This is a genomic window from Micromonospora sp. WMMD730, from assembly GCF_049178955.1.
GTDB classification, from domain to species: Bacteria; Actinomycetota; Actinomycetes; order Mycobacteriales; family Micromonosporaceae; genus Micromonospora; species Micromonospora wenchangensis.
Window position 1 is genome coordinate 979,836 of sequence record NZ_JBMHML010000002.1, and the last position, 12,803, is coordinate 992,638.

General features: G+C 72.8%; 13 protein-coding genes. 6 read left to right on the forward strand and 7 right to left on the reverse strand.

The window, feature by feature from the left end; translation table 11 throughout:
• Nucleotides 1–39: 39 nt before the first annotated feature.
• Together ACN265_RS04515 and ACN265_RS04520 are read right to left on the reverse strand one after the other, a co-directional pair.
• The gene (locus ACN265_RS04515; RefSeq protein WP_420117871.1) at nucleotides 40–465 is read right to left on the reverse strand and encodes a VOC family protein; all 426 of its coding nucleotides are present in this window, start codon (nucleotides 463–465) and stop codon (nucleotides 40–42) included.
• Nucleotides 441–1,013 carry a cob(I)yrinic acid a,c-diamide adenosyltransferase gene (locus ACN265_RS04520; RefSeq protein ID WP_145921453.1) on the reverse strand — a complete coding sequence of 191 codons (573 nt, stop codon included), beginning with the start codon at nucleotides 1,011–1,013 and terminating at the stop codon, nucleotides 441–443. The genes ACN265_RS04515 and ACN265_RS04520 overlap by 25 nt, the downstream gene beginning before the upstream one ends.
• Between ACN265_RS04520 and murA the strand changes: the two genes are divergently transcribed.
• Nucleotides 1,012–2,442: a UDP-N-acetylglucosamine 1-carboxyvinyltransferase gene (murA, locus tag ACN265_RS04525; protein WP_204926937.1), complete on the forward strand. Its 1,431-nt coding sequence runs from the start codon at nucleotides 1,012–1,014 to the stop codon at nucleotides 2,440–2,442. The two genes, ACN265_RS04520 and murA, sit on opposite strands and share 2 nt — an antisense overlap.
• 120 nt (nucleotides 2,443–2,562) lie before the next feature.
• The gene (locus ACN265_RS04530) at nucleotides 2,563–3,411 is read left to right on the forward strand and encodes a 3-hydroxyacyl-CoA dehydrogenase family protein (protein WP_420117683.1); all 849 of its coding nucleotides are present in this window, start codon (nucleotides 2,563–2,565) and stop codon (nucleotides 3,409–3,411) included.
• Nucleotides 3,412–3,523: 112 nt separating this feature from the next.
• Here the strand turns inward: ACN265_RS04530 and ACN265_RS04535 are convergent, their stop codons facing one another.
• From ACN265_RS04535 to ACN265_RS04545, 3 genes are all read right to left on the reverse strand, one after another.
• Entirely contained in the window at nucleotides 3,524–4,369 is an 846-nt protein-coding gene (locus tag ACN265_RS04535) for an ABC transporter permease (protein WP_421406117.1), read from the reverse strand.
• Nucleotides 4,369–5,271, reverse strand: coding sequence for an ABC transporter ATP-binding protein (locus tag ACN265_RS04540; RefSeq protein WP_421406118.1), 903 nt, complete (start codon nucleotides 5,269–5,271; stop codon nucleotides 4,369–4,371). The genes ACN265_RS04535 and ACN265_RS04540 overlap by 1 nt, the downstream gene beginning before the upstream one ends.
• Nucleotides 5,272–5,616: 345 nt before the next feature.
• On the reverse strand, nucleotides 5,617–5,913 hold the full coding sequence (locus tag ACN265_RS04545; protein ID WP_067312880.1) for a DUF1540 domain-containing protein: 297 nt from the start codon (nucleotides 5,911–5,913) through the stop codon (nucleotides 5,617–5,619).
• A gap of 786 nt (nucleotides 5,914–6,699) precedes the next feature.
• On the opposite strand from ACN265_RS04545, the gene ACN265_RS04550 reads away from it, so the two are divergent.
• The gene (locus ACN265_RS04550) at nucleotides 6,700–7,296 is read left to right on the forward strand and encodes a hypothetical protein (protein WP_421406119.1); all 597 of its coding nucleotides are present in this window, start codon (nucleotides 6,700–6,702) and stop codon (nucleotides 7,294–7,296) included.
• Nucleotides 7,297–7,361: 65 nt separating this feature from the next.
• Here ACN265_RS04550 and ACN265_RS04555 read toward each other — a convergent pair whose 3' ends face one another.
• On the reverse strand, nucleotides 7,362–7,979 hold the full coding sequence (locus ACN265_RS04555) for a DUF4126 domain-containing protein (protein ID WP_145923013.1): 618 nt from the start codon (nucleotides 7,977–7,979) through the stop codon (nucleotides 7,362–7,364).
• A gap of 71 nt (nucleotides 7,980–8,050) precedes the next feature.
• Between ACN265_RS04555 and nucS the strand changes: the two genes are divergently transcribed.
• Nucleotides 8,051–8,710, forward strand: coding sequence for an endonuclease NucS (gene nucS / locus ACN265_RS04560; protein WP_145921447.1), 660 nt, complete (start codon nucleotides 8,051–8,053; stop codon nucleotides 8,708–8,710).
• 39 nt (nucleotides 8,711–8,749) lie between these two features.
• Here the strand turns inward: nucS and ACN265_RS04565 are convergent, their stop codons facing one another.
• On the reverse strand, nucleotides 8,750–10,249 hold the full coding sequence (locus ACN265_RS04565) for an aldehyde dehydrogenase family protein (RefSeq protein ID WP_421406120.1): 1,500 nt from the start codon (nucleotides 10,247–10,249) through the stop codon (nucleotides 8,750–8,752).
• A gap of 192 nt (nucleotides 10,250–10,441) precedes the next feature.
• On the opposite strand from ACN265_RS04565, the gene ACN265_RS04570 reads away from it, so the two are divergent.
• Entirely contained in the window at nucleotides 10,442–10,909 is a 468-nt protein-coding gene (locus ACN265_RS04570; protein WP_204928133.1) for an FHA domain-containing protein, read from the forward strand.
• Nucleotides 10,910–11,005: 96 nt separating this feature from the next.
• Nucleotides 11,006–12,784, forward strand: coding sequence for a 3-hydroxyacyl-CoA dehydrogenase family protein (locus ACN265_RS04575; protein ID WP_421406121.1), 1,779 nt, complete (start codon nucleotides 11,006–11,008; stop codon nucleotides 12,782–12,784).
• Nucleotides 12,785–12,803 lie beyond the last annotated feature (19 nt).

Genomic DNA, 12,803 nt, shown 5'->3' on the forward strand with positions numbered 1-12,803 from the left:
CCGGCCCGGCACCGCCCCCGGTCGCCCGGCCGCCGACGGTCACGGTGCCGCGACGGCGGCCACCAGCTCGACCTCGTAGCCCTGCCGGTCGGTGAGGTAGGCGGCGTAGCTGTCCGGGCCACCGGCGTGCGGGTGGCGGTCGGCGAACAGCAGCGCCCACCCGTGGGCCCCGGCGTCGGCCACCAGCCGGTCCACCGCGTGCGGCGGACCGGCGTGGAAGGCCAGATGGTTGAGGCCCGGGGCGAGCCGGTCGTGGGTCCGCCCGGTCAGTGCCGGGGACTCCTCGACGACCAGGTACGTCGGGCCGTGCCGCCAGGAGCAGCCGGCCGGCCAGTCCTGGTACGGCGTCCAACCCAGTTCACCGAGCAGCCAGCCCCAGCTCCGCCTCGCGGCGGCCAGGTCGGGCACCCAGACCTCGACGTGGTGCAGTCCGCCCGTGCTCAGCGCTTGCCGCCCGGCACCCATAGCACATCGCCGCCCGGATTGGCCGTTCTTGACAGGATGAACAGCAGGTCGGAGAGGCGGTTGAGATACTTTGCCGGAAGGGAGCTGGTGCGATCCGGATCGTGGGCGACCAGGGCCCAGGCCGCCCGTTCGGCGCGCCGGGCGATCGTCCGTGCCACGTGCAGCAGCGCCGCGCCAGCGGTGCCGCCGGGGAGGATGAAGGAGTCGAGCTTGCCCAGTCGCCCGTTGTACTCGTCGCACCAGCCTTCGAGGCGTTCGACGTACTCCTCGGTGACCCGCAGCGGCGGGTACGCCGGGTCCGGCTCGACGGGGGTGGCCAGGTCGGCGCCGACGTCGAACATGTCGTTCTGGATCGACTCCAGCACGGCCCGCAGCTCGTCGTCGAGCTGCCCCAGGGCGAGCGCCACGCCGAGCGCGGCGTTGCACTCGTCGACGTCCGCGTACGCGGCGATCCGGGGATCGGTCTTCGGCACCTGCTCGTTGTTGCTCAGCCTGGTCATGCCGGCGTCGCCGGCCTTGGTGTAGATGCGCGTGAGGTGGACGGCCATGACGCACAGCCTACGGATACCGGACCTGACGATCCCGGCACGGCCCACCGCGGCCGGTTGGCAGGTGGAGGCGGGGCCGGGTGATCCGGCCGTCGACGCGGTCGATGTCATCCGGGTCGGCGGCGACGCCCGGCTGGCCGGCACGGTGCACGTCGTCGGGGCGAAGAACTCGGCGCTGAAGCTGATGGCGGCGGCGCTGCTGGCCCCGGGGCGTACGGTGATCACGAACGTGCCCCGGATCACCGACATCGCCATCATGGGCGAGGTGCTGCGCCGGCTCGGCTGCGCGGTGCACTTCGCGGCGGACGACCCGGTGGACCCGATGGTCGCCTACGACGGGCAGACCCGCTCCCGGTCGGTCGTCATCGACGTGCCCGAGCAGCCCGGCGCGGACGCCGACTACGACCTGGTGCGTCGGCTGCGGGCGTCGATCTGCGTGTTGGGTCCGCTGCTTGCCCGCCGGGGGTACGTGCGGGTGGCCCACCCGGGCGGGGACGCGATCGGCTCCCGGGGCCTGGACATGCACATCGCCGGGCTGGCCCGGATGGGCGCGGAGGTCTCCGGCGAGCACGGCTTCGTCATCGCCGCCGCCCCGGACGGGCTGCGGGGCGCCGAGATCGTGCTGGACTTCCCCAGCGTGGGCGCCACCGAGAACCTGGTGATGGCGGCGGTGCTGGCCCGGGGCGTGACGACGATCGACAACGCGGCCCGGGAACCGGAGATCGTCGACCTCTGCACGATGCTCAACCGGATGGGCGCCCGGATCTCCGGCTGCGGCAGCTCCACCCTGCGTATCGCCGGGGTGCCCGCGCTGCGCCCGGTGCGGCACGCCACGGTGGGGGACCGGATCGTCGCCGGGACGTGGGCGTTCGGCGCGGCGATGACCCGGGGGGACGTGACGGTCACCGGGATCGACCCGGCCTACCTGGAGGTCGCGCTGGACAAGTTGGTGTCGGCCGGCGCGCTGGTGGAGACCCGGGGCGACGCCTTCCGGGTCCGCGCCGACGACCGCCCCGCCGCCGTGGACGTGGTGACGCTGCCGTACCCGGGGTTCGCCACCGACCTGCTGCCGATGGCGATCGGCCTGGCGGCGGTCAGCGAGGGGGCGTCACTGATCACCGAGAACATCTTCGACGGCCGGTTCATGTTTGCCAACGAGATGGTGCGGCTCGGCGCCGACATCAAGACCGACGGGCACCACGCCGTGGTCCGGGGCCGGGACCGGCTCTCCGGCGCCCCGGTCCGGGCCACCGACATCCGGGCCGGTGCCGGGCTGATCATCGCGGGGCTCTGCGCGGACGGCGTCACCGAGGTCTCCCACGTGCACCACGTGGACCGGGGCTACCCGGACTTCGTGGCCGACCTGCGGGCGCTCGGTGTGGAGGTGGAACGGGGCACCGCCCCGGAGACCCCCGAGCTGACCATCTGACCCGCCCGCCGCCGCCCCCGGCCGCCCGCCGCCGGTCCGGCCGTCCGGGGCTTAGCGGTCGTTCAGGCTCGCCGACTAGGGTGCTGGCAGACACTCAATCTCTAGGCGAGGGAGAAGCAGATGGCGGGTCGACTCGCGGTCGTCGGGGCCGGGCTGATGGGTTCCGGCATCGCCCAGGTGGCGGCGCAGGCGGGCTGGCAGGTGACGCTGCGCGACATCGACGACGCGGCCACGACGCGCGGTGTGGACGGCATCCGCAGGTCGCTGACGAAGTTCGCCGAGAAGGGCAGGATCGAGGCGTCCGACGTCGAGGCCACGCTGGGCCGGATCACCCCGACCACCGAGCTGGAGGCGGCGGCCGACGCGGACATCGTGGTCGAGGCGGTCTTCGAGAAGATCGAGATCAAGCACGAGGTGTTCCGCGCGCTGGACAAGATCTGCAAGGCGGACGCGGTGCTGGCGACCAACACGTCGGCCATCCCGGTGACCCAGATCGCCACCGCCACGCAGCGCCCGGAGTCGGTCGTCGGCACCCACTTCTTCTCCCCGGTACCGATGATGAAGCTGTGCGAGCTGGTGCGCGGCTACAAGACCAGCGACGCGACCCTGACCACCGCCAGGGCGTTCGCCGAGGAGATCGGCAAGACCGTGGTGGTGGTCAACCGGGACATCGCCGGTTTCGTCACCACCCGGCTGATCTGCGCGCTGGCCATGGAGGCGGTCAAGCTGGTCGAGTCCGGGGTGATGTCGGCCGAGGACCTGGACACCGCCTGCAAGCTGGGCTTCGGTCACGCGATGGGTCCGCTGGCCACGGTCGACCTGACCGGCGTGGACGTCCTGCTGAACGCCACGAGGAACATCTACACCGACACGGCCGACGAGAAGTTCTTCCCGCCGGAGCTGCTCCAGCGGATGGCCACCGCCGGTGACCTGGGCCGCAAGACCGGCCAGGGCTTCTACTCGTACTGAGCGCCGGCCCCGGTCTCGGCCCCGGCCCCGGCCAGCAACGTCGCCGATACTGCGGTGTCCCCGTCAGCGGACACCGCAGTATCGGCACAACCGCGTCGACCGCGCCCGGCGGTCAGCCGTCGCGCTTGGTGGTCCAGCGGAAGGTGGTCAGGCAGAGGGCCAGACCGATCAGGCACCACAGGGCGAGGACCAGGGCGACCCGGCCCAGCTCGAAGGAGCCGCCGGGTTCCTGCGCGCCGAAGCTCTCCGGCAGGAAGACCGCGCGCAGGCCCTGGCACATCCACTTCAGCGGGAAGAACGCCGCCACCTGCTGCATCCAGGTGGGCAGGTCGGTGAAGACGAAGAACACCCCGGAGATGAACTGGAGCACCAGGGAGACCGGGGTGACCACGGCGGAGCCGCTGCGTGCGGTGCGGGCCAGCGACGAGATGGCGATCCCGCACAGGGTGCAGGCGGTCACCCCGAGCACGGCGACCCAGCCGAAGGTGAACCACTTGGCGGCGGTGGCCGGCAGGTCGAGGTCGAACAGCGCCACGGCGACCGCCAGCAGCAGCGCGGTCTCGGCGATGCCGATCGCCACCACCATGATCACTTTGCCGGCGAACCAGACCCACTTCGGCATCGGGGTGCCCCGGTAGCGCTTGAGCACGCCCCGGTCCCGCTCGATCGGGATCCAGATGCCGAGGTTCTGGAAGCTCACCGTCATCAGCCCGGTCGCGATCATGCCGGTGATGAAGTACTGGGTGAACTTCACCCCGCCACCGATCGTCCCGTCGAAGATCGACGCGAAGATCAGGATCATGATGATCGGGAAGCCCATCGTGAACACGACGGACTCCCGGCTGCGCAGGAACTGGGTGATCTCCAGCCGGCCCTGGCGCAGGGCGAGCGTGCCCGGCCCGACCCGCCGGCGGCCAGTGGTGGCGGGCGGGGTCGCCGGCCTCGTGGTGGTGGTCATCAGTGTCCGATCATGCTCAGGTAGACGTCTTCCAGGGTCGGCCGGGTCACCGTGAGACCGGGCACCTCGCCGCCGAAACGCGCGGCCAGCTCCGCCACCAGCGCCGTCGGCGTCGCGCTCTGCGCCGTCTCCGGCGTCCCCTCGGGGGTACGCCAGGACACCGTCGCCAGGGCGTCCTGGCGGTTGCCGAGCAGGTTGGGCGGGGCCACCTCGATCACCCGGCCGGCGGCGATCACCCCGACCCGGTCGGCGAGCGACTCGGCCTCGTCCAGGTAGTGGGTGGTGAGCACGATGGTGGTGCCGGCGGCGGCGAGGTCCCGGATCAGCTCCCAGAACTCGCGCCGCGCCTCCGGGTCGAACCCGGTGGTGGGCTCGTCGAGGAAGAGCAGCTCGGGGCGGCCGATGATGCCCAGCGCCACGTCGAGCCGGCGCTTCTGCCCACCGGAGAGGGTGTGCGTACGGGCGTTGGCCTTGGCACCCAGCCCGACCCGCTCGACGACCTTGTCCGGGTCGTCCGCCTCGGGATAGAACCCGGAGAAGTGCCGGACCACCTCGGCGACGGTCAGCTCGTCGAACTCGCCGGTGCCCTGGAGCACGATGCCGACCCGGGACCGCCAGTCGGCCGCCTGCCCCCGGGAGGTACGTGGTGCGCCCGCCCGTTGGCCGCGCGGGCGGGAGCCGAGGACGAGACCGGGGTCGGTACCGAGCACGCTGACCTGGCCGGCGTCGCGCTGCCGGTAGCCCTCCAGGATCTCCACCGTGGTCGTCTTGCCCGCGCCGTTCGGTCCGAGCAGGGCGAACACCTCGCCCCGGCGGACGTCGAGGTCCACCCCCGCCACCGCGACGTTGTCGCCGTACGCCTTACGCAGTCCCCGTACGGAGATCGCGAGCTCGTCATCCATGCCGTCCAGTGTGCGACCAGGCCGTCCGGCGCGGCGGTCCGGGGTGTGCCGGTGTCGGCCGGGTCGCGTCGAGGCGGCCCGCTCGTCCCCGACGGGGGCCTGTGAGGTGCTGCACACCCGGGGCGGCCGACGGGGCCGGGGACGTCCGGCGGTTCCGGGCATGGTCGTCGGGGTCGGGCATGGTCGTCGGGGTTCGGGTTCGGGTTCGGGGCGGGGACCGGGGTCGGGGAAGGCCGGCGGGGCCGGGGCGCTTGGCCCCGGCCCCGTGCTGGCCGGCCGGTCAGCGGCTCTGGTCGGTCGGCGCTTCGGTCGGTCAGCGCTCTGGTTTGTCGGCGCTCTGGTCGGTCAGCGGCTCTGGTAGGTCATGCAGTCGGCCAGGTCGTTGTCGGGGCCGACGGTGATCGCCGGGGCACGACACTCCAGTTCGGCGTTGTGCCGGCAGTCGGCCCGGCTGCACGCGCCGACCTGGGCGATGAGCCGGTCGAGGCCACCGCGTACCGGCAGCTCCACGAAGGTGTGGCAGTGCGCGTGGTCGGTGCTGCCGATGGTGATGGCGAACGCGTGGCAGTCGTTGGTGTGGTTGTAGGCGCAGGACGAGGCCGCGCACTCCTGAACCCGGGGCATTTCCATCGCTGCGGTCATGACAACCTCACTTTCGGTAGATATGCCACAAATAGTAGGTGCCGGCTGGGTGGGTGCGGGCCGTTCCAGCGCTGATCACCCCGTAGGAAGCCCGCCACCACGGCGACCGAGCCCGAACGACCCCGTCCCCGCCCCTCCCACCCCCACCCCACCCCTCGACCCGCGTCGGTGATCAAGAGAATTGCGGGCCGGGAGAGCGCTCTCGCTGACACAAACCTCTTGATCGCCGGCGCGGGCCAGGTGGGCCTGGCGGAGGCGGCCGGGGTGGGCGGGGGTGGTTGGGGCGGGTGGGCCGGTGGGGCGCGGGCCCGTGTGTGTCGACCCGGCCGGCGGGCGAGATTTAGGCCGAGCGGGTGGCCGGTTCGGCTCCGGCTGTCGGTGAGGCGCCTCGCCCGACGGTCAACGGCGTCACTTGTGCCCGATATGGTCGGTTCCGTGCGGTCGGACCGTCGCCGGTGTCCGGTACGGGGTCGACCCGGCGGGGCGTCCCGTGACCGGCGGCACCCCGACGGCGGAATCCCGGCCGGCCCGCAGTCGTTACACCCTCTGTACGACCGCAGCAGCACCCCGCCCGGCCAGCCCGGCGGCGGGCAGCTCCCCGGAATGACGCGGGGCCCCCGGTCGTTACATCTGGTTCCGGCGCGAGCGGCAGGGCCCGCCGGAGACCTGAGAACTCTCCCTCATGAGCGCCTCGTCGTGGTGCTTACGCCCCCACCGCCGGCTCCGCCGGTGGCCCGGTCCCCCGACCGGTCGGGTGGCGTCGACCCCCTCGAAGGAGCATCCCCCATGAAGACCACCATTCTGCGTAAGAGCGTCCTCGGTATCGCCGGTCTGGCCGTCGCCGGTGGTCTGGCCGCCGGCCCGCTGAACCACGGCACCGCCGAGTCGACCGCCACCGACCACACCGTGGCCGTGGTGCAGGCCGACAAGCCGGCCGTGGACACCGACAAGCTGATCCCGCACGGCGTGCAGGGCACCCAGTCCCGCATCGACCTGAACGACGAGCAGACCGACAACGCCAAGGCGATCATCGCGGCGACGAAGAAGGCCGGCATGGACGAGCGCGCCGCGGTGGTGTCGATCGCGACCAGCCTGCAGGAGTCGAAGCTGGAGAACCTCGGCCACCTCGGCGACCGCAACGACCACGACTCGCAGGGCCTGTTCCAGCAGCGCCCCTCCAGCGGCTGGGGCACCGTCGAGCAGATCACCGACCCCGAATACGCCACCCTGGCCTTCCTCAAGGGCCTCAAGCAGGTCGACGGCTGGCAGGACATGCCCCTGACCAAGGCCGCCCAGACCGTCCAGGTCTCCGCCTACCCCGACCACTACGCCCAGTGGGAACAGCAGGCCGCCGACCTCGTCGCCAAGCACTGGAACAGCTGACCCCGTACGACACGATGGCCGGCACCCCACCCGGGGTGCCGGCCATCGGCGTGTGTGGCGGCGGGTCAGACCCGGTAGCCGGCGGCGCGGGCCGCCTCGCGGTCCCGGCGGCGTTCCCGGCGTCGGCGCAGGAACCAGACCACGAACGCCACCATGCCCAGCAGGAACGCCAGCACCAGCACCGGCAGGATGATCGCCACCAGGGACATCAGCACGCTCGTCGCGTCCTCGGCGGTGCTGGCCACGGGTGCGCCGAAACCGGCGGTGGTCGCGTTGACCACCGGTCGGGCCGCCGCCTTGAACAGGTGCACCCCGAGCGCGATGGCGACACCGGCGGCCACCGGCACCCACTGGTGGGACGAGAAGAACCCGCCCGGGTCGCTCACCGTCACCGTCTCCGAGCCCGACCCCGCGCCGAACGCGAGGCCACCGGCGGTGGGGCGGACCACCGTCTGCACGACGTCGTTGACGTGGTCGACCACGGGCACCTTGTCGGCGACGACCTCGACCGCGAGCAACGCCGCGAGGATCGCCAGCACCCAGCCGTTGCCCAGCCACTGCCAGCCGCTGGGCAGGTCGATCAGGCTGGTGTAGCGGGCGAGCAGACCCATGGTGAGCAGGGGGATGTAGGCGTTCAGACCCGCCGAGGCGGCGAGCCCGGTACCAGTGAGGACTTCGAACACCATCTCAGCATCGCACCGGCGCGCCAGTGCCGCGCGACGGCGACGGGTCGGTCCTCGGCTACCCTCGTCGGGTGCGTCTGGTGATTGCGAAGTGCTCGGTGGACTACGTCGGACGGCTCTCGGCGCACCTGCCGCTGGCCACCCGCCTGCTCATGGTGAAGGCGGACGGGTCGGTGTCGATCCACGCCGACGACCGTGCGTACAAGCCGTTGAACTGGATGAGCCCGCCCTGCCGGCTGGAGGAGGCCCCCGGCGTGTGGCGGGTGGTCAACAAGGCCGGCGAGGAGCTGCGGATCACCCTGGAGGAGGTCTTCCAGGACACCTCGTACGAGCTGGGCGTCGACCCGGGCCTGCGCAAGGACGGCGTCGAGGCGCACCTGCAGGAGCTGCTGGCCGCCAACCCGGAGACGCTGGGGGAGGGCTTCACTCTGGTCCGGCGGGAGTACATGACGGCGATCGGCCCGGTCGACCTGCTCTGCCGGGACGCCAACGCCGGCGCGGTCGCCGTCGAGGTGAAGCGGCGCGGCGAGATCGACGGCGTCGAGCAGCTCACCCGCTACCTCGAACTGATGAACCGGGACCCGCTGCTCGCCCCGGTGACCGGCGTGTTCGCCGCCCAGGAGATCAAGCCGCAGGCCCGGGTCCTCGCCACCGACCGGGGCATCCGCTGCGTCGTGGTCGACTACGACCGGCTGCGCGGCATCGTGCGCGACGAGCTGACCCTGTTCTGACCGCCGGCCGGCCGGGCGGGGAACCACCCGCCGGGCGGGTCAGCGGCGGCCGTACAGGGCCTTGGTGATCTTGACGATCCGGGCCACGTCGGTCGGGGTCCGCTCGAAGGTCATCGCGGGCAGCAGCGACCGGGCCCGCCGGCGGGTGACCGACTTGGCCCGGCCGAACTCGCGCAGCCCGTCCTCACCGTGGATGCGGCCGAAGCCGGAGTCGCCCACCCCGCCGAACGGCAGCGTGGACATCCCGGCGAAGGTGAGCGCCGAGTTGACCGACGCCATCCCCGAGCGCAGCCGGCGGGCGATCGCCACCGCGTCGCGTCGCCCGAACACCGAACCCCCCAGGCCGTACGGCAGGGCGTTTGCCCGGCGTACGGCCTCGTCGGCGTCGGCGACCCGGGTGATGGTCACGGTCGGGCCGAAGGTCTCCTCGCGGATCGCCGACGCGGATTCCGGGACGTCCACCAGCACCGTCGGGTGCACGTACGGCGGCTGTACGGCGGCGGGACCGCCCACCACCGCCCGCCCCCCGGCGGCGATGGCCTCGTCGATGTGCCGGCGGATCACGTCGAGCTGGCTCGGCATGGTGATCGGGCCGAGGTCGGCGGAGTCCGCGCCGACGGTCAGCCGCTCGGCGCGGGCGACCACCTTGCCGACGAACTCGTCGTAGACCGGTGCCACCGCGTAGACCCGTTCGATGCCGATGCAGGTCTGCCCGGCGTTGGTGAGCGCGCCCCAGACACACGCCTCGGCCGCGGCGTCCAGGTCGGCGTCGGCGTCGACGATCATCGCGTCCTTGCCGCCGGCCTCCAGCAGCACCGGGGTCAGCGACTCGGCGCAGGCGGCCATCACCGCGCGGGCGGTCGCCGTGGAACCGGTGAAGGCCACCTTGTCGACGCCCGAGCGGCACAGCGCCGCGCCGACGTCGCCCAGGCCGTGCACCGCCGTGAACACCGGCTGCTCCGGCACCACCTCGGCGAACCTGTCGACCAGCCACTGCCCGACGACCGGGGTGTACTCGCTGGGCTTGAGGACGACCGCGTTGCCGGCGGCCAGCGCGTAGGCGGCGGAACCGACCGGGGTGAACACCGGGTAGTTCCACGGGCCGATCACCCCGACCACGCCGTGCGGCTGGTATTCGAGGTGACCGGAGAACTCGGCGAGGATCAGCCGGGAGCGGACCCGGCGCGGCCCCAGCACCCGGCGGGCGTTGCGGGCCGCCCAGTCGATGTGTTCGATGGCGGTGAGCACCTCGACGACGGCGTCCCCGACCGGCTTGCCGCCCTCGACGTGGATCAGCTCGGCCAGCTCCTCGACCCGCTGGGCGAGCAGGGCCCGCCAGCGCAGCAGCCGGGTGCGGCGGCCGGTGAAGCCGAGCCCGGCCCACCACTGCCCGGCCGTGCGGGCGCGGGCGACCGCGTGGCCGACCTCCCCGGCGGTGGCGACCGGCACGCTGCCGGCCTCGTCGCCGGTGGCCGGGCTCGTCGAGACCAGCCGCCCGTCGGAGATGACCGGGGTACCCGGGACCTGCACAGCCGTCATGGCGGAAGTCTAGCCCCGGAAGCTACCCGCTGGTAGTTGTGAATGCCGCTCAGCTATCGCTCCGTCGCCGCCTGTTCGGTGGACACCGGATGTCCGCCAGGGGTCGTGGAGATGACCGGGCGGGTGGTGAGCTGGTCACGCGAAGCTGGCAGGCTGACCGCGGGGCGACGGTGGGTGGGGAGCTGACTGTCCATGCAGGATCATCCGGAACTGAGGCCACTGCTGACGGTGGCCGCTGGCCCGATGCGCGGGGCGAGCTTCCGCGTCCGGCCCCAGCCGCAGGTGATCGGCCGGGCACCGACCGCCGACATCGCGGTCGCCGACGCGCACCTGAGCCGGCGGCACGCCGAGGTACGGCTGACCGACGACGGGGTGGTCCTCGTCGACCTGGGATCGACCAACGGCACCTGGCTCAACGACCGGCGGATCACCGACGCCGAACCGCTCACCGACGGCGACGTGATCCGGCTCGGCCGTACCGAACTGCGCTACTTCGACCCCGGACTGGCCACCACCGATCCGGTCGGCCTGCGCTTCGCCGGGGGGTCCCTCGGCCGCCGGGACCACCGGCCCACGCTGCCGCTGCCGCCGCGCCCTCCCGGCTCCACCGACGCCCTGCCGGCCGCCCCGGCCCCCGCGCCCAGCGCCGTCGACGCCTGAGGCGGACGGGGACCGGCCGCCCCCGCCCCGGCCCCGACGGATAGCCTTAGCGTTCGTTCAAGTCGGCAACGGCGGAATCAACCAGGGAGGCCGGTCGTGGCGCGGGAGTTCACCAGGGTGGGCGTGGTGGGTCTGGGCACCATGGGTGCCGGCATCGTCGAGGTGTTCGCCCGCAACGGTGTCGACGTCGTCGCGGTGGAGATCTCCCCGGACGCCCTGGCCCGGGGCCGGGCCACCCTCACCCGGTCGACCGACCGGGCGGTGGCGCGCGGCAGGCTGGCCGTGGCCGACCGGGACGCCCTGCACGCCCGGGTCGACTTCCAGGTCGGGCTGGACGCGCTGCACGCGGTCGACCTGGTGGTCGAGGCGGTCCCCGAGCGCCTCGACCTCAAGCGGCGGATCTTCGCCGAACTGGACCGGATCTGCCGGCCCGACACCATCCTCGCCACCAACACCTCCTCGCTGGGCGTCACCGACATCGCCGTCGCCACCGGTCGCCCCCAGCAGGTCGTCGGCCTGCACTTCTTCAACCCGGCACCGGTGATGAAACTGGTCGAGGTCGTCCGCACCGTGGTCACCGCCGCCGACGTGGTCGACGACGTCGAGGCGCTCTGCACCCGGCTCGGCAAGGTCGGCGTGACGATCGGCGACCGGGCCGGATTCATCGCCAACGCCCTGCTGTTCGGCTACCTCAACCAGGCGGTGAGCCTGTTCGAGGCGCGCCACGTCACCCGCGAGGACCTCGACGCGGCGATGACCCTGGGCTGCGGCCTGCCGATGGGTCCGCTCGCCCTGCTGGACCTGATCGGCCTGGACACCGCGTACGAGATCCTGAACACCATGTACCGGCACGGCGGGCGTAACCGCCGGCACGCCCCGGCGCCGCTGATCCGGCAGATGGTCACGGCGGGACTGCTCGGCCGCAAGACCGGACGCGGCTTCTACACCTATGACAAGCCGGGCTCGGCGCAGGTCGTACCCGATCCGGCGACCCCGACCGCCGTCGACGACGCGCCGGGCACCACGGCCGTGACCAGGGTCGGTGTCGTCGGCTCGGGGACGACGGCGGCCGATCTCGCCGCGGTGTTCGCCGCCGCCGGCCACCAGGTGGTCGCCGTCGGCGCGGACGGGCCCGCCGGGACCGCCGGGGCGGTCCGGACCGCGCTCGACGAGGGCGTCACCCGGGACGATCCCGACCCGTCCGGCCGGGACGCCGCCCTGGCCCGGGTCACCTGGGCGGACGCGCTGGAGCAACTCGCCGACGTCGACCTGGTGCTCGAGGCGACGGCGGGGGAGCCGGACACCACCCGGACGCTGTTCGCCCGCCTCGACGAGGTCTGCAAGCCGGGCGTGGTGCTCGCCACCACCACCTCCACACTGCCGGTGATCGAGCTGGCGATGGCCACCCGCCGTCCCGCCGACGTGCTCGGCCTGCACTTCTGCACCCCGGTGCGGGCACGCACGCTGGTCGAGGTGGTGACCACCGTCCGGACGTCGCCGGAGGCCACCGCCACCGCCCGCGCGGTCTGCGCCGCCCTCGGCCGGACCACGCTGGTCTGCGACGACCGGGCCGGCTTCGTGGTCGACGCGCTGCTCTTCCCGTACCTCAACGACGCGGTGCAGATGCTGGCGGCCGGTTATGCCGGCGTCGACGACATCGACCACGCGATGACGCTCGGCTGCGGCTACCCGACGGGCCCCTTCGCGCTGCTCGACGCGATCGGCCTGGACGTGGCGCTGGCCGTGCAGCGGGCGCTGTACCGGGAATCGCGCGAACCGGGCCTGGCCCCCGCGCCGCTGCTGCACCACCTGGTCACCGCAGGTCACCTGGGTCGCGCCGCCGGCCGGGGCTTCCGCGAGCACACCGGGCGCTGATCCGGGTCAACGGTGGACG